This is a genomic window from Rhizobacter koreensis (assembly GCF_013366375.1).
In the GTDB taxonomy this organism is placed as follows: domain Bacteria; phylum Pseudomonadota; class Gammaproteobacteria; order Burkholderiales; family Burkholderiaceae_C; genus Schlegelella_A; species Schlegelella_A koreensis.
This window is the reverse complement of the sequence record NZ_JABWMJ010000001.1, coordinates 290,274-306,194: the sequence shown is the minus strand read 5'-3', so window position 1 is coordinate 306,194 and position 15,921 is coordinate 290,274. Positions and strand designations below refer to the sequence as shown.

General features: G+C 66.9%; 13 protein-coding genes. 7 read left to right on the top strand and 6 right to left on the bottom strand.

Annotation, left to right across the window (positions count from 1 at the left end; translation table 11 throughout):
* Nucleotides 1–19: 19 nt before the first annotated feature.
* Nucleotides 20–154, bottom strand: a complete 135-nt coding sequence (rpmH, locus tag HQN59_RS01340) for a 50S ribosomal protein L34 (RefSeq protein ID WP_007834827.1) — start codon at nucleotides 152–154, stop codon at nucleotides 20–22.
* A gap of 243 nt (nucleotides 155–397) precedes the next feature.
* Here rpmH and dnaA point away from each other — a divergent pair, with 243 nt between their 5' ends.
* From dnaA to HQN59_RS01305, 7 genes are all read left to right on the top strand, one after another.
* Nucleotides 398–1,819 carry a chromosomal replication initiator protein DnaA gene (dnaA, locus tag HQN59_RS01335; RefSeq protein ID WP_176065310.1) on the top strand — a complete coding sequence of 474 codons (1,422 nt, stop codon included), beginning with the start codon at nucleotides 398–400 and terminating at the stop codon, nucleotides 1,817–1,819.
* Nucleotides 1,820–2,134: 315 nt separating this feature from the next.
* Entirely contained in the window at nucleotides 2,135–3,241 is a 1,107-nt protein-coding gene (gene dnaN / locus HQN59_RS01330; protein ID WP_176065308.1) for a DNA polymerase III subunit beta, read from the top strand.
* A gap of 187 nt (nucleotides 3,242–3,428) precedes the next feature.
* Nucleotides 3,429–6,038: a DNA topoisomerase (ATP-hydrolyzing) subunit B gene (gyrB, locus tag HQN59_RS01325; RefSeq protein WP_246294622.1), complete on the top strand. Its 2,610-nt coding sequence runs from the start codon at nucleotides 3,429–3,431 to the stop codon at nucleotides 6,036–6,038.
* Between the two features lie 444 nt (nucleotides 6,039–6,482).
* Nucleotides 6,483–7,781, top strand: a complete 1,299-nt coding sequence (locus HQN59_RS01320; protein ID WP_176065306.1) for a KAP family P-loop NTPase fold protein — start codon at nucleotides 6,483–6,485, stop codon at nucleotides 7,779–7,781.
* A 160-nt stretch (nucleotides 7,782–7,941) separates the two neighbouring features.
* The gene (locus HQN59_RS01315) at nucleotides 7,942–8,862 is read left to right on the top strand and encodes a DUF2971 domain-containing protein (protein ID WP_176065305.1); all 921 of its coding nucleotides are present in this window, start codon (nucleotides 7,942–7,944) and stop codon (nucleotides 8,860–8,862) included.
* A 509-nt stretch (nucleotides 8,863–9,371) separates the two neighbouring features.
* Nucleotides 9,372–9,722 carry a hypothetical protein gene (locus HQN59_RS01310; RefSeq protein WP_176065304.1) on the top strand — a complete coding sequence of 117 codons (351 nt, stop codon included), beginning with the start codon at nucleotides 9,372–9,374 and terminating at the stop codon, nucleotides 9,720–9,722.
* A 397-nt stretch (nucleotides 9,723–10,119) separates the two neighbouring features.
* Entirely contained in the window at nucleotides 10,120–11,010 is an 891-nt protein-coding gene (locus tag HQN59_RS01305; protein WP_342451088.1) for a DMT family transporter, read from the top strand.
* A 141-nt stretch (nucleotides 11,011–11,151) separates the two neighbouring features.
* On the opposite strand, the gene HQN59_RS01300 is transcribed toward HQN59_RS01305, so the two are convergent.
* From HQN59_RS01300 to HQN59_RS01280, 5 genes are all read right to left on the bottom strand, one after another.
* Nucleotides 11,152–11,979 (bottom strand): VgrG-related protein, encoded by an 828-nt coding sequence (locus HQN59_RS01300; protein ID WP_176065302.1) that lies wholly within the window; start codon nucleotides 11,977–11,979, stop codon nucleotides 11,152–11,154.
* Nucleotides 11,980–12,049: 70 nt separating this feature from the next.
* Complete coding sequence (locus HQN59_RS01295; RefSeq protein WP_246294621.1) at nucleotides 12,050–12,814, bottom strand: 5'-methylthioadenosine/adenosylhomocysteine nucleosidase; 765 nt, start codon at nucleotides 12,812–12,814, stop codon at nucleotides 12,050–12,052.
* Nucleotides 12,757–13,746 carry a class I SAM-dependent methyltransferase gene (locus HQN59_RS01290; RefSeq protein WP_176065300.1) on the bottom strand — a complete coding sequence of 330 codons (990 nt, stop codon included), beginning with the start codon at nucleotides 13,744–13,746 and terminating at the stop codon, nucleotides 12,757–12,759. The genes HQN59_RS01295 and HQN59_RS01290 overlap by 58 nt, the downstream gene beginning before the upstream one ends.
* A gap of 250 nt (nucleotides 13,747–13,996) precedes the next feature.
* A complete protein-coding gene (locus HQN59_RS01285; RefSeq protein ID WP_176065299.1) occupies nucleotides 13,997–14,944 on the bottom strand; it encodes an extracellular catalytic domain type 1 short-chain-length polyhydroxyalkanoate depolymerase in 948 nt (315 codons plus the stop codon).
* 442 nt (nucleotides 14,945–15,386) lie between these two features.
* Nucleotides 15,387–15,782, bottom strand: a complete 396-nt coding sequence (locus HQN59_RS01280; protein ID WP_176065298.1) for a hypothetical protein — start codon at nucleotides 15,780–15,782, stop codon at nucleotides 15,387–15,389.
* Nucleotides 15,783–15,921 lie beyond the last annotated feature (139 nt).

Sequence of the window (15,921 nt, the reverse complement as noted above, 5' to 3'; positions counted from 1 at the left end):
AGGCCGCGGCGCGTCAGTCTTAGACCGCGAGGCGCTTGCGGCCCTTGGCGCGGCGCGCGTTGATCACGGCACGGCCTCCGCGCGTCTTCATGCGAACGAGAAAACCGTGGGTGCGCGCGCGGCGAACCTTGGATGCTTGATAGGTGCGTTTCATGGTCGATCCGACTTGACGTGGGGCCCGCGGCAGGGCCGGCAGGGCAAGCGGCGCGCGAGGTGCAGCGGCCTAGAAGCCGTGCGGCGCCTTCGGGAAGGAGCGGGATTATGCCAGCACGACGAGAGCCGGACCGCGGCACGCCGTCAAGGCCGTGGCCATCCACGCAAACCCGACTGTGGATAACTGGCCTTTCCGGACCCCCCGCCGCTTACAATCCGGGCCGTTCAAGGAAGCTTCTCCACAATGGGATCAGATCTCTGGCAGCGCGGGTGCGAGCGTCTCGCATCCGAACTGCCCGACCAGCAGTTCAACACCTGGATCCGGCCCCTGCCCGACGCCGAAGTCGTCGACCAGGGCGACGGCACGCTGGTGACGGTTCGCGTGCCGAACCGGTTCAAGCTCGACTGGATCCGCAACCAGTACGCCGGCCGGATCGAGAGCGTCCTCAGCGAGATCGCCGGCAAGCCGGTCCATCTCGACGTCATGCTCGCGCTGCGCGACGGCGCACCGGCCGGCAACCCGGCCGCGGCCAACGCACCGGCGGCAGCGAACGCGGCCCAGCTGCGCCCACCGGCGCCCGCCGGCGCCGCCGCCGCCAGCAACCCGGCTGCCAGCGTGGCCAGCGGCCCGGCCGCCCTGCCGTCGCGCAGCCGCCTCAACCCGGCGCTGACCTTCGATACGCTCGTCGCCGGCCGCGCCAACCAGATGGCGCGCACCGCGGCACTGCACGTCGCCGGCGCACCGGGCGCCATGTACAACCCGCTCTTCATCTACGGCGGGGTCGGCCTTGGCAAGACGCACCTGATCCACGCGGTGGGCAACCAGCTGCTCAAGGACAAGCCCGACGCGCGCATCCTCTACCTGCACGCCGAGCAGTTCATCACCGACGTCGTCCGGAACTACCAGCGCAAGACCTTCGACGAGCTCAAGGCCAAGTACCACCAGCTCGATCTGCTGCTGATCGACGACGTGCAGTTCTTCGCCGGCAAGGAGCGCACGCAGGAGGAGTTCTTCAACGCCTTCGAGGCGCTGCTCGCCAAGCAGGCCCACATCATCATGACCAGCGACACCTATCCCAAGGGGCTGGTCGACATCGACGAGCGGCTGACGTCGCGCTTCGACGCCGGGCTCACGGTGGCCATCGAGCCGCCCGAGCTCGAGATGCGGGTGGCGATCCTGATCCGCAAGGCGGAGCTCGAGGCGACGCAGATGCCCGAGGACGTGGCGTTCTTCGTGGCCAAGAACGTGCGCGCCAACGTGCGCGAGCTCGAAGGCGCGCTGCGCAAGATCCTGGCGTACTCGCGGTTCAGCCACAAGGAAATCAACATCGGCCTGGCGCGCGAGGCGCTCAAGGACCTGCTGTCGATCCAGAACCGGCAGATCGGCGTCGAGAACATCCAGAAGACGTGCGCCGACTTCTACAAGATCAAGGTCGCCGACATGTACTCGAAGAAGCGTCCGGCGTCGATCGCCAGGCCGCGCCAGATCGCGATGTACCTCGCCAAGGAAATGACGCAGAAGAGCCTGCCCGAGATCGGCGAGCTTTTCGGCGGCCGCGACCACACGACGGTGCTGCACGCGGTGCGCAAGATCGCCGCCGAGCGCCAGAAGAACACCGAGCTGAACCAGCAGCTGCACGTGCTCGAACAGACGCTGAAAGGGTGAGGGTGGACGTGCGACAGCACCTGCGTGCTGTCGCACGCCTCCCGAACCGACCCGGCTTGCAAGCCGGGTCGTGGATCGGCGTCACCCCAACCCGGAAATCTGTCAAGCAACAAACCTGGGGACAACTTTCGCGTGAAACCCCACCTGTCCACAGGCCTGAGCCGTCCGGCGAAGTTGTTCGCAGCGCGCCGCGTGCCGGAACAGACTCGATGCACACCGTTCGCGCCGCGCTAAGCCACTGCTGGAACAGGCGAAAATGCGGTTGTCCACAAAAGCGTCCCGGCTCTACTACGACCACCAGTTCAAGAGGTTGAAATGATTGTCTTGAAAGCGGCACAAGAAAAATTCCTCGGTGCCCTGCAGTCGGTAGCCGGGATCGTCGAACGCCGGCACACGCTGCCGATCCTGGCCAACGTGCTGATCCGCAAGAACGGCCCCGACATCGAGTTCACCACCAGCGACCTCGAGATCCAGGTGCGCACCAGCGCCGAGCTCGGCGGCGATTCGCAGGAGTTCGCGACGACGGTCGGTGCGAGGAAGCTCATCGACATCCTGCGTGCCCTGCCGGCCGACCAGACCGTGACGCTGAGCGCCACGCAGTCGAAGCTCACGCTGCAGGGCGGCAAGAGCCGCTTCACGCTGCAGACCCTGCCGGCCGAGGACTTCCCGCTGGTGCAGGAAGCCGCCGACTTCGGGCCGGCGTTCAGCGTGCCGCAGAAGACGCTGCGCGCGCTGGTCGCGCAGGTGCACTTCGCGATGGCGGTGCACGACATCCGCTACTACCTCAACGGCATCCTGTTCGTGGCCGAAGGCAAGAGCCTCACGCTGGTCGCGACCGACGGCCACCGCCTTGCGCTCGCGCAGGCCAACCTCGAAACCGAGATCCCGAAGCAGGAGGTCATCCTGCCGAGAAAGACCGTGCTCGAGCTGCAGCGCCTCCTGAAGGACGAGGACACGCCGATCGAGATGCGCTTCGCCGCCAACCAGGCCAAGTTCAGCTTCGGCGGCATGGAGTTCGTCTCGAAGCTCGTCGAGGGCAAGTTCCCCGACTACAACCGCGTGATCCCGAAGAACCACAAGAACAAGGTGACCCTCGGCCGGGCTCCCCTGCTGGCGAGCCTGCAGCGCGCCGCCATCCTGACCAGCGAGAAGTTCAAGGGCATCCGCGTGAACATCGAGCCGGGGCTGTTGCGCGTGGCGTCGAGCAATGCCGAGCAGGAAGAAGCGACCGAGGAGCTCGAGATCGACTATGGCGGCGACACCATCGAGATCGGCTTCAACGTCACCTACCTGATCGACGCGCTCACCAACATGCAGCAGGACATGGTGACGATCGAGCTGCAGGACACCAACTCGAGCGCGCTGATGACGGTGCCCGAGCAGAGCGGCTTCAAGTACGTCGTGATGCCGATGCGAATCTGACGCCGACGCCGTGCGTGGTGCGTCCTCGTGGCGCGCCCGACGCGCGGTGGCCGGCCGGCCGAGCGTGACCCGAGCGCTTCGGCCAGGTGAGGAAAAGGCGAACCGATGCGGCGCGAACCTCGCGCTGCATCGCCGCTTGTTTGACGGACCGACCATTCCCGTGGCCGGCCGAACCGATGCGAACCCGATGAGCGAACCCGACACCCTTCCCGACGACGCCGACGAGACCGGCAGCCCGCGCGACATGGCCGACAAGGCCGCGGCGGCGCCGTCGCCCGACGAGGTGCTGGCCCGGCAGGCGGCGACGCAGGCGGCGCATGCTGCCGACAGCGCCGACTACGGAGCCGGCAGCATCCAGATCCTCGAAGGCCTCGAAGCGGTGCGCAAGCGCCCGGGCATGTACATCGGCGACACGTCCGACGGCACCGGCCTGCACCACCTGGTGTTCGAGGTGGTCGACAACTCGATCGACGAGGCACTGGCGGGTTACTGCGACGACATCGTCGTGACCATCCACACCGACAACTCGATCAGCGTCACCGACAACGGGCGCGGCATCCCGACCGGCGTGAAGATGGACGACAAGCACGAGCCCAAGCGCTCGGCTGCCGAGATCGCCCTGACCGAGCTGCACGCCGGCGGCAAGTTCAACCAGAACAGCTACAAGGTCTCGGGCGGCCTGCACGGCGTGGGCGTGAGCTGCGTGAATGGCCTGTCGAAGTGGCTGCGCCTCATCGTGCGGCGCGATGGTCAGGCCAATCTGCTCGAGTTCAAGCAGGGCGTTCCGCAGGACCGCATCGTCGAGTTGCGCGACGGCGTCGAGGTGTCGCCGATGAAGGTGATCGGCGAGACCGACAAGCGCGGCACCGAGGTGCACTTCCTGCCCGATCTCGAGATCTTCTCGAACATCGACTTCCACTACGAGATCCTCTCGAAGCGCCTGCGCGAGCTGAGCTTCCTGAACAACGGCGTGAAGATCCGCCTGGTCGACGAGCGCACCAACCGCAGCGACGACTTCGCGTTCGCGGGTGGCGTGAAGGGCTTCGTCGAGTACGTGAACACCGGCAAGAAGGTGCTGCACCCGACCGTGTTCCACGCCACCGGCCGCAAGGTGAGCGACCAGGGCACCGAGATCACCACCGAGGTGGCGATGCAGTGGAACGACGGCTACAGCGAGAACGTCCTCTGCTTCACGAACAACATCCCTCAGCGCGACGGCGGCACCCACCTCACCGGCCTGCGCGCGGCGATGACGCGGGTGATCAACAAGTACATCGACGACAACGAGGTCGCCAAGAAGGCTAAGGTCGAGGTGACCGGCGACGACATGCGCGAGGGCCTGTGCTGCGTGCTCTCGGTGAAGGTGCCCGAGCCCAAGTTCAGCAGCCAGACCAAGGACAAGCTGGTCTCGAGCGAGGTGCGCGGGCCCGTCGAAGACGTGGTGAGCAAGGCGCTCACCGACTACCTGCTCGAGAACCCGAACGACGCCAAGACCATCGTCGGCAAGATCGTCGATGCGGCACGGGCGCGCGAGGCCGCGCGCAAGGCCCGCGAGATGACGCGCCGCAAGGGCGTGCTCGACGGCATGGGCCTGCCGGGCAAGCTGGCCGACTGCCAGGAGAAGGACCCGGCGCTCTGCGAGATCTACATCGTCGAGGGCGACTCGGCCGGCGGCTCGGCCAAGCAGGGCCGCGACCGCAAGTTCCAGGCGATCCTGCCGCTGCGCGGCAAGATCCTCAACGTGGAGAAGGCGCGCTACGAAAAGCTCCTGACCAGCAACGAGATCCTCACGCTGATCACCGCGCTCGGCACCGGCATCGGCAAGGGCATGGGCGGCGACGACTTCAACGTCGCCAAGCTGCGCTACCACCGCATCATCATCATGACCGACGCGGACGTCGACGGCGCGCACATCCGAACGCTGCTGCTGACGTTCCTGTTCCGGCAAATGCCCGAGCTCGTCGAGCGCGGCCACGTCTACATCGCGCAGCCGCCGCTCTACAAGGTGAAGTTCGGCAAGGACGAGCAGTACCTCAAGGACGGCATCGAGCTCGACGCCTACCTGATGAAGGTGGCGCTGCGCGAAGCGCGGCTCGAGACCGGCATCGACGGCGCCGCGCCGCTGGAAGGCGAAGCGCTCGAGGAACTCGCGCGCCAGTACGTGCTGGCCAAGGCGGTGGTCGAGCGCCTGTCGAGCTGGATGGATGTCGACGCCCTGCGCGCGATCGCCAACGGCCTGGAGCTCGACCTCGACACGGTCGAAGCCGCCGAGGCCTCGGCCGCGAGCCTGCAAGGCATGCTGCGCGACGCCGAAGTGGCCGCCGAGTTCGATGCCCGCACCGACAAGCACCTGCTGCGCGTGAGCCGCATGCACCACGGCAACGTGAAGAGCAGCACCATCACCGCCGACTTCATCCACGGCGGCGACTACGACGTGCTGAGCCGGGCCGGGCGCTCGTTCCGTGGCCTGGTCGGACCGGAGGCGGTGGTCAAGCGCGGCACGGGCGACAAGGAAAAGCAGAGCCGCGTTGGCGACTTCCGCGAGGCCATGGCCTGGCTGATCGAGCAGGCCGAAGGCCAGGTCGCGCGCCAGCGCTACAAGGGCCTCGGCGAGATGAATCCCGAGCAGCTGTGGGAGACCACGATGGACCCGGCTGTGCGGCGTCTACTCCGAGTGCAACTTGATGACGCGATCGAGGCGGATCACGTGTTCACGATGCTGATGGGGGATGAGGTCGAGCCGCGGCGGAACTTCATCGAGTCGAATGCGTTGCGGGTGGCGAATATCGACGTGTGAGCGGACTCGAATGCGGTCGTGACTCGTGAGCCGTTTCGGACCACGTGTTCGCTCCGCATGAGCAGCTGCTTGCGATGTTCGCCAGAAGGTTGAGTGGCTGCATTGCAGCGGGTGCTGTCCGTCGCGGCAAACCGTCCAACCGACGCTGTTCGACACGTTCCGGTCATTCAGGGCGTACGCCGGTCGCGCCGCAACAGCTTGGTGGTGCAGCGTTGCTGACCTTCATCGGAGCGACGACACGCTCCAACGCAGCCGCGGCCGCAGGGCTGAACCGATCGGTGCAGCAGCACACCGCCGGCTTTCGCGCACAAGCCAGCATAGGCGCCCGAGCTGCGGCACTTCATCAAGGGACAACTTCGACGGCGTTCTTGAATGCGGCATTCTCGCCAGGCAAAGGGCAGCTTGGGTAACACTCACAATCCACGTCAAAGGGAGACGATGGACATGACCCACCCGCTCAGTTTCAGACCACCAACGATCAATCCGGAGCAACCGTTCGAAGGGGACGGGCTCAGTCGTAGCACCCTCGCCAAACCGCTCACGAGCTTTGTCAATCGGCTCAGGAACGGCGGCACGATTGGAATAGACGCCGCCTGGGGCGAAGGCAAGACGTGGTTTGGAGCTAGGTGGGCTGCCCAGCTGCGCCAAGAAGGGCACAAGGTTGCCTACATCGACGCATTTGAGAACGACTTCGCTGAAGACCCCTTCTTGCTCGTGATGTCCAGCCTGTTGCCGCTCATCGAGAACCCCGACGTCAAGGCCACGCTCGCAAAGCGCGCAGGCGGAGCACTCCGGGCTTTCGCGCCCGCTGGCGTCAAGACGCTCATCAACCTTGGCGGAAAGATCCTACGCCAGAACGACATCGTTGGCGACTTCGCCGATGCCGTGGCGGAGGTTTCTCAGGACATGGCGGAAGGCTCGAGTAAGTGGATTGAGAAGCGACTCACGGCTTTCGACGAGGAAAAGAAGTCGGTTATCAGATTCCGAGAGACTTTAGCGGAAGCGATCGCCGCGTGTGCTGAGCCCGCCGTCGTGTTTATAGACGAGCTCGATCGTTGCCGCCCCTCTTTCGCCGTGACCATGGTCGAGCGGGTCAAGCACCTCTTCGATGTGCCGAATCTAGTGTTCGTACTGCTTCTGAACCGTACGCAGCTTGAACAGTCGATTCAAGGTGTCTATGGCGCGATTGACGGTTCAGCCTACCTCGGCAAGTTCGTGAACATTTGGTTCAGACTTCCCACTCTGTCGACGTTCGGGACGCAGACGAGGGGCGCCTTCACGAAGCAAATGACGGCCACCATGATCGAGCGATTGACGGGGACCGTGGCGTACCCTGATTTCCTCGAGACGATTCAATATTGGGTCCCAATACTAGGAATGTCGCTTCGGGACCTAGAACGCGCATGCGTGCTTCAGCTCGCTGCAGGTGACGAGCAGGGCGTGCTTCTCTCGTATCTTATTGCCACCAAGGTGAAGCAACCAGCTGACTTTGCGGCGCTGAGGCGCGGCGATCAGACCCTCCATATCAATCGCGCGATCTGGCTCGAGCAACTGTTCAGCGACAGGAACCAGCATCCTGGCCGGATGTGCTGGGCGCTTGGCAGCGTTCATCGGGCCGTGGCCGGTAACACCATTGCCGATGAGCAACGGAAGTCGGAAGTCGCCGCGATGCTAAACGGACGCGATCCCGTGTCAACGTTCTGGCGTCTTTCCGACAAGATCGACTTGCCGTTGGCGCGTTGATGTCGTGAGATTGGGCAGGTGTCAAGCCGCGCGGAAGGCTCCGTAAGTCGTTTCCGTAAGGCTCTCAAGTAAACCTCATGCGCGGCCTACGCCGCATAGTGCTTGGAGCCCGCTCGCAGACGCGTGAGAAGCTCCACTTGAAGTTCAGGACCGATACCCTGTGTTTACTCAAGATACTTACCCTGGCGCGCAATTCCTAAATTTGCTGCCGCGCGAAGAGCCCCCGGAAACCGTGTTTCACTACACCGACGGCGCCGGGTTGATCGGGATCACAAAGCAGCGAAAGATGCGCTGCACCCATATCGCCTACTTGAACGACTCAAAGGAATGGCTATACAGCGGCGAACTCATTTACAAGGCGCTTCAATCAATCAAGGATGATTCGTCCAGTCGCAGCCGAACCAAGGAGTATGTTGACGTCGCATTCCAGCAAATCAATAGCGACGGATACGGGAAGACCTTTGCGACTGACTCGATTATGGACGCCAATCAAGAGTTCCCGAAAGTCTATGTTGCTTCGTTCACTCGGCACCATGATGATTTGAACATGTGGCGCGGCTACTCGGCTCGCAATGCTCGCTATGCCATCGGCTTCAGAACCGCGGCTTTGCGGGCGGCGCCCCGCGGCGACTGGTACTTCGAGGCTGCGGTCTATGACGAGGAGGCGCTCCTTAGTGCGATGCGCCAATCGATCCTGGAAAAGTTCGAGCTCCTAGACCGTGGCTTGACGTATCCAGGTACCAACGACCTCAGACCGCCGAGCCATTCTGAAGCAGGCGGGCTGCGGCACTTCATCAATGATATGCGCCGCTGGATAGGTCCTTTCGTTAAGCACCCAAAGTTCAAAGCCGAAGGAGAGTGGCGTTTGTGGCGGTTCGGCGAAGCTTCCGAATTTCGTGCCAGCGAGTCTTTCATAACGCCTTACCTAGAAATCGATATTGATCCAGATGCATTCTCGAGTGTTGTGCTAGGTCCGACATCGCACCCGTTGCTTTCGGAGAGATCGCTCAAACAATTGCTTTCTTCAAATGGTTTGAGCGAAGTCGTCGTTATTAGATCAGACGTTCCATATCGGTCTTGACTAGGCTTGCAGCCCATCGCCCGCGCGGCTATCGAAAGACCGCTTCACGAGCCGTCGAACCCCTGGAAGTTGCGCTTCGCAGTCCCAAGTGGAAGCGCCACCGGGCGCCAAAAGCCCTAGCCGTCACGAGCGGCCGCGCGCCGCATTCAGTGAACAGGAGCCGCCAATGCGATTCGGCACTCAGACAACGCAAGGAGCCCGAGGTGGGCCACGCATAGCCGCTTTAGCTCGGGTGCCTTGGCTGCCAGTGCCCGGTCTGTGTTGCAAATCAGTCTCAAGTTGCGCCGGAGGGTGGCTATCATGCGAGCGAGGTTTTGTCAGTTGGTGGCGCCGTCAAGCCGACCTTCCACGGGAGCTAGCGGCACGCCGTTCATACTTGGCCCCTGCTGCCGAAATTATTTGGGCGCTAAAGGATGTTCCAAGTACTCACTGCGCTGGGCTTTACGGCATACGACTTCGCTCTTCTGCTCTTCTGCCCGGTCGGGGGCCTCATAGGGAGCTGGGCTCACGTGCTGGTTCAAGCCGGCGATCTGCAGCGCTTCCCGAGCGGAACGAGCGTGCGCTTCGCTAAGCCCGCCATAGCCCTTTTTCGCATCGGATGGATCGGCGCGCGGCTCAGCCTTGGAGCAATTCTCGGCTTCCTGGTGGCGCTGTACTTCGTCGGTGCAATGCAACCCTCGGCGGCGACTTTCGCGAGACTGATTGGGCTGTCGATCATCGCCGGCTACGCGGCCCCGAGGCTATGGGTCGCACAGGAGGAGATCCTGGTGCAGAGCGTTCTGACACGTGTACGGAGCGAAATGGGTGTTGAAGCGCTTTCCGACTCAACGGCCAACCCGCCCTCGCCGGCGGCTAAATAGAGCTCTTCACGCCACCGAGGTTGGCCACTATAGACATAGAGGAGAGGGCCAGCTGGGTAATGCTAGAGGGGCGGCTTCCAAGCAAAGCGGGCAGTTGCGGAAAAAGCGCGAGGGACGCAGTTCAGTCTCTAGCTGTACGTCGCATGCCACCAGGTTCACGCACCTAGGGACCTTCGCGTCCCGCGTCTCAGCCGTCGTGAAGTAAAGCCAGCATCCGTAGCCCTTCGAGGCGGGTGTCCACGACTCGCTGAGGACATGCGCCACCGACACGCCGGGCTGGGGCCGGCACCCAATCTCGAGACGCCATCCACTTGCAATGGCGCTGGCAGCTCACATCCGGTCGCTCATCGATACTCGCCCAGCTGCCGCGCGTGCAGCCTCGGATACCCCCGCCGCCGTGCCCTCTGCCGCTCACCCTCCCACCCGCACCCTCGGCTTCCTGTGCCTGCTCGTCACCTCGCTCGGCTGGGGCCTGAACTGGCCGGCGATGAAGGTGTTGCTGCGGGAGTTGCCGCCGCTGTTCGCCCGCGGCGCCGCGGGCTCGGTGGCCGGGCTGGTGTGCGTGCTGGCCGCGTTGGTTCTGGGCCAGACGCTGGTGGTGCCGCGGGCGCTGGTGGGGCGGCTCGTCGCGGCGTCCGCCCTCAACGTGTTCGCCTGGATGGGTTTCGCGACCGTGGCGATGCGCTGGCTCAGCGTGAGCCAGTGCGCGCTGCTGGTCTACACGATGCCGGTGTGGGCGACGCTGCTGGCCTGGCCGATTCGTGGCGAGCAGCCCACGCTGCGGGCGACAGCGGGGCTCGTGCTCTGCATGGGCGGGCTCTGGTACCTGTTCGGGAGCGGCGGCTTTCACCTCGGTGGCGACCAGCTGTTCGGCGCCGCGCTTGCGCTGGGCTCGGCGCTGGGGTTCGCACTCAGTACCGTTGCGCTGCGTCCGTTGGTCGAGCTGCGCCCGGTGGCGTCGCTGGCCTGGCAGCTGAGCCTCGGCTGCATCCCGATGCTTGTGCTCGGCCTGACGATCGAGCGCCCGGCGTTGGCCGAGGTCAGCGCCACCGGCTGGGCGCTGATGCTCTACATGACCGCGGTGCCCATGGGCCTGTGCTACCTGTCGTGGTTTGCCGCGCTGCGCCGTCTGCCGCCGACCACCGCGTCGCTGGCGACGCTGCTCACGCCGGTGATCGGCGTGGTCGCTGCCGCGTTCGTGGTGGGCGAGCCGCTGGGTCTGCGCGAGGTGGCGGCGCTCGGGCTCACGCTCGGGGGCGTGGCGCTGGCGCTGCGGAAAACTGCGTGATGGCGCGGTCGCGATGCGGGAGACGCCCGCGGCGGCGCGCCTGGAGGACGCGCGCGTCGCGGCCGGAGCCCGCCTGACGTGGTCAGACCATTCGCGTGAAGCCTCGGCACCTTGCAGCAGCCCGAACCCTGCGGGTCGCCGTCAGCCCAGCATCCGCTCGGCCAGCCTTCGCTCCTCGGCGAACCGCGCCACCAGAGCCGCCTTCACCTGCGGCGTCGATCGCGCGAAGTAGCGCTCGACTTTCGAGCGCTCGCCGTACACCGCGTCGATGATCGACGCGTCCTGAAGCTGCGCGCAGTCCTTGCCGGCCAGCGCGTTGTCGAAGATCTTGTTGGCGGGCCCGTGCTGCACCGCGACCGACCACACCACGTTGCGCAGCGCGGGCGAGCGCGCCTCCACGTCGAGGCCCAGGTTCTTGCGGATGCGCGCGCAGCACGGGTCGTAGTGGGTCGACTGGATGAACGCGTGCTGGGCGTCGGCGAACGCCGGGTCGCTCTTGCCGAGGTCGCGCCAGGCCGCCTTGAACTCGGGCGTGCCGGCCGACGCACCGCGGGCGCCGCCGGCGGCGTCGAGCCTGGCCGCGATGGCCGGCGCGTTTTTCTCGAGGAACTTCAGGAACTCGGCCATGGTGCCGGTCTTGGTCGCGATCTGATACGCGCCGTACGAGAAGCCGCCGGTCGAGTCGTGGCCGATCGAGCCCGGGTTGCCGTTGCTCTCGAAGCGCGCCGACAGCGCGCCGAGCTTGGGGTCGAAGCCGCGCGTGCGGCGCGGCTCGGCTTTCTCGAAGGCGTCGAACGCGTCGCGCTCGAGCGTGCTGCCTTCGTCGTCCCACACGAGCTGCACGGCCCAGCGGCCGTCGGGCTGCTCGCTCATCTGCGCCACGCCGCCCGGCAGCGTGATCGCCTCGTCAAAGGATCGCTCGGCGTCCTCGAGCGACAGGTTCGTGCGTTCGGCCTTGCGGATCGTCATCGGCAGCTCCCGGCAGCGGCACGAAATGTACGGCTGCCGGCGGGGCGCGGCAATCCCGGCCGAGCCGGAGTCATCGAGCTTCGACGGCGCTCGTCTCGGCGAGCCACTGCTCGACGATCGCCAGCGTGTAGCGGCTCGCCACCTGCTCGACGAAGCTCGTGAAGTCGACGTGCGCGGCGTCGTCGGCGCGATCGGAGATGGTGCGGACGACCGCGAACGGCACGCCGAAGTCGTGGCACACCTGAGCGACCGCAGCACCCTCCATCTCGACCGCGAGCGCGCCCGGCAGACGCCGGCAGAGCGCGTCGTTCTCGGCGCGACCGGACACGAAGCGGTCGCCGCTGACGACGAGGCCACGGTGGACCCGGCCGATCTTCGGGGGTGCGGCGATGGCAGAGGCCCCGAGCGGATCGGTGCCTGCCGCCTGGCTTGCGCCCGTCGCGCCCGCCAGCAAGCGCTCGACGCCACCGAATGCCGCCAGCGTCCGTTGCGCCGCGTCGGCGAGCGCATCCGAGAGCGCGACGTCGGTGCGAAAACGGTCGGTGCCGTACAGCGGCACCTCGTGCCGGGGGAACAGCGGCGACGCGTCCAAGTCGTGCTGCAGCAGGGCGTCGGCGACGACGATGTCGCCGACCTCGACGCCGGGCTCGAGGCCGCCCGCGGTGCCGGTGAAGACCACGCGATCGACGTCGTCGAACTCGGCGAGCAGCAGCGTCGCGGTCGTCGCCGCGGCGACCTTGCCGATTCCCGACAGCGCGACGACCACGGCGTGGCCGCTCAGGTGGCCGGCCCAGAACTCGCGTCCGGCGCGGCGCAGCGGGGACTCGTCGGGCATGGCTTCGAGCAGCGCATGCAGTTCCTGCTGCATGGCGCCGACGATGGCGACGCGGCCCATGCGGCGCCGCCCGTGGGCGGCTGGCGCTCGAGCCGCACGATGGTCGCCATGCGGCGCAGCCTGGCGTAGACGTCGGGCAGCAGGAAACGGCCGAACAGGTCCCACCACCAGCCGATCGGCACCGCGCGGCTGAGGCGCTGCGACTCGTCCCACATCGATCGGCATTCGCCCTCGTGCCAGCCGAGCGGCGCGAAGAACGCCGGCGGGTCGGCGGGCGCGAACCGGAACGGCGCGCGGGCGCTGTCAAGATGCGCGCGCCACAACGTGCCGAAGGTATTCACGAGCATCGGCGTCACGAGGTCGGTGACCCACGCGGTCACGCGCGGGTCGGCGTGCAGCTCGCGCGCGAGCGCCGCGACGTGCTCCGGGGCCATGTAGACCAGCAGGCCTTCGCTCACCACGAGCACGGGCTTGCCGCGGTCGGTGGCATCGGCGAGCAGCCGCTGCCGCGCGGCGGCGTCGGTGAGGTCGACCGCGCGGTGCTCGTGGCGGCACGCCGGACGCGCCTCGCCCAGGCAGTGGCGGCGCCAGTCGACGATGTCGGGCAGGTCGACGTCGATCCAGTCGAGCGTCGGCGGCAGATCGAGGCGGAACGCTCGCGTGCAGAGGCCGGCGCCGAGGTTCAGCACCGTGCCGGCGCCGTCCGCGACCGCGCGCACGATCATGTCGTCGAAGACGGCGGTGCGAACGACGATCGCCCACGCCATCGACTCGCCGTGCGGCAGGCTCTGCACAATGGCGTCGCCGCGCGCACCGGCCATGCGGCTCGCGTACGGGTCGTCGAACAGGCGGTCCGGACGCGCCGACTCCCACGCACGGTAGATCGCGACCCAGCGGGCGGTGTCGGAGATGCTTCGGATGGGTGACGTCATCGCGGCGCGCGCTGCACCGGCTCGCCGGCGGCACGGGTTTTCCCGAGGTTCGGGAGTGTCGCCGATGCGGATGACGGGCCGTGGCCGAACGGCACGTGGCGTAGGGGCTTAGCGGTTACAGCGGCGAGCGACGCCGCTCGGGCGATCGCGCCGCTGCGGGCGCTGCGTCACGCAGGCGGACGCGGGCGAAAGGTCGGACCGACGAGCCGCGAGCGCTATCGCGGCGCTGCGACGATCGCGGACCGCCGGGCTACGCGGCCCGCGGCTCGCCCGACGTGACGTCGCTGCGCCGCTGCACGCCGCGCTGGCGCAGCCGGTGCTGCAGGAAGAAGCGCAGCATCTCGCGCGATGCATTGGGGCCGTCGGCGTCGGTGTAGCTCGCAGCGGCGTTGCCACCGGCCCAGGCGTGGCCGGCGCCGTGGATGATCCACAGCTCGGCGTCGGCGATGCCGCGCCGGCCCGGCTGCGTGACACGGGTGACCGCGCGGCCGCCCGGCAGATGGATCGGGCCGTTCGCCGACAGCTCGCCCGAGCGGTCGACCGTGCCGCAGAGCGCCTGTGCGTGAATGGCCTGAGCATTCGAGAGGTGCACCGTGTAGTCGCGGTCGCCGTGGAAGACGATGGTCGCCACCGGATGCGGCTCTCGCGACGCGTGAAAGCGCGACGACGGGCCGTTGCTCATGGTCTGCCACGCCGAGAACAGGTCGTTGGCTGCGCCACAGGGCACACCCGAGTGCACGCCGACCGCGGCGTAGAGGTCGGGGTAGGCCTTGCCGAGGATCAGCGCCATCGCGCCGCCCGCCGACATGCCGCCGACGTAGACGCGCGTGGGGTCGCAGTGGTTCTCGGCGATCACCGCCCGCGTGAGGCCGGCGATCATCGCTGGCTCGCCGCTCTCGGCGCACTGGTGACGGGTGTCGAACCAGTTCCAGCAGCCGAGCGCGTTGGCGCGCTTCGATTGCTCGGGGTACAGCACGATGCCGCCGCACTCGTCGGCGAGCTCGTTCATGCGCGTGCCGGTGGCGAAGTCGAGCGCGTTCTGTGAGCCGCCGTGCAGCATCACGAACAGCGGCGGGCGCTTGCGCAGGTTCGGCGACCGGTAGAGCTTGTAGTCCAGGGTTCCCGCAAAGTTGGTGAAGATGCCGTCGACCAGACCGGCTGGCGCGGGCTTCGTTGCGACCTGGGCTCTGTTGGGCATCCGACTGTCTCTCGCGTGGGTTGAACACGAAGCCGGGATGTCGGACGGCCCGGCAGCTTCAACCATGATGCTTTCGGGAACGCCCGCGCCCCGTCGGATGGAGCGGCAAGACGGCGTAGGAGAACGGGCGGGTGGGGGAATGCACGTCAGTGGTTATCGGCGCTAACGATTGCCTCGGCAATCGGGGCTGGCCCCGTCCCGACGAATGGTGCGCAGTTTTGACGAGAGATCGGGTCGGCGCGGACTTCGTCGCGACGAAGGCCGGGAAAGCCTTCCAGTCTGGGACAGACCGAGCCGAGCCGGGCCGGGCCGAGCGGGCTCGGCCCGCGCGGTGCGGCGCTCGGCCAGCCAGGGCATCGCTGTGGAGGAATTGGTCGGGCCGTTTGGTCGGCGAATGCGTGGAGCCGTGACGCAGTGAGGGGTGCGGCTCACGCTCGCCGCCTCAGCGCGCCTTAGCGCTTGCCGCGCGTTCGGCGCGCTTGGCCGCGTCGTGCTGGACGCGCGCCTCGAGGCGCGCCTGCTGGAGCGCGTCGCGCGCGCCTTTGAGGCAGGGGCTGCGCTTGTCGCGCGGGCCGGCGTTGCAGGCGTCGCGGGCGCGGCGGTAGTCGGCGCCGCTCTGCTGGTGCGCGGCGCGGAACGCGGCGTCGGCCGGGCTGCCGCCGACCCGGGTGCCGACCACCGGCCGGCTCGCATCGCCGCCGCCGCTCGAGCCGACGTCGCTCACCGGTCGGCTCGGTGCGTCGGGCGCCGATGCGGCACCGCTCGCCGCATGGACGGCGCCACCGAGGAACAGGCTGCAGATCAGCACCGAAACCAGTGCGAGGGGCTTGTGGGTCATGCGAACCTCCGTCGATGAGCGCGCCGATCGTACGGCGACGGCCGCCTGCATGCACCAGGCCGTGCGCGGCTCGGCAGGCAGGCGGCATGCCGGGTGCGTTCGACCGTGCGGGCATGGCGGTCGGCCGCCGCGCCGTATA

Excerpts from the sequence above, each read along its gene's own strand:
- HQN59_RS01280 (WP_176065298.1), bottom strand. The coding sequence starts at position 15,782 with ATGACCCACAAGCCCCTCGCACTGGTTTCGGTGCTGATCTGCAGCCTG.
- dnaN (WP_176065308.1), top strand. The coding sequence starts at position 2,135 with ATGATTGTCTTGAAAGCGGCACAAGAAAAATTCCTCGGTGCCCTGCAG.
- HQN59_RS01290 (WP_176065300.1), bottom strand. The coding sequence starts at position 13,746 with ATGACGTCACCCATCCGAAGCATCTCCGACACCGCCCGCTGGGTCGCG.
- dnaA (WP_176065310.1), top strand. The coding sequence starts at position 398 with ATGGGATCAGATCTCTGGCAGCGCGGGTGCGAGCGTCTCGCATCCGAA.
- rpmH (WP_007834827.1), bottom strand. The coding sequence starts at position 154 with ATGAAACGCACCTATCAAGCATCCAAGGTTCGCCGCGCGCGCACCCAC.
- HQN59_RS01320 (WP_176065306.1), top strand. The coding sequence starts at position 6,483 with ATGACCCACCCGCTCAGTTTCAGACCACCAACGATCAATCCGGAGCAA.
- HQN59_RS01295 (WP_246294621.1), bottom strand. The coding sequence starts at position 12,814 with ATGCCCGACGAGTCCCCGCTGCGCCGCGCCGGACGCGAGTTCTGGGCC.
- gyrB (WP_246294622.1), top strand. The coding sequence starts at position 3,429 with ATGAGCGAACCCGACACCCTTCCCGACGACGCCGACGAGACCGGCAGC.
- HQN59_RS01285 (WP_176065299.1), bottom strand. The coding sequence starts at position 14,944 with ATGCCCAACAGAGCCCAGGTCGCAACGAAGCCCGCGCCAGCCGGTCTG.
- HQN59_RS01300 (WP_176065302.1), bottom strand. The coding sequence starts at position 11,979 with ATGACGATCCGCAAGGCCGAACGCACGAACCTGTCGCTCGAGGACGCC.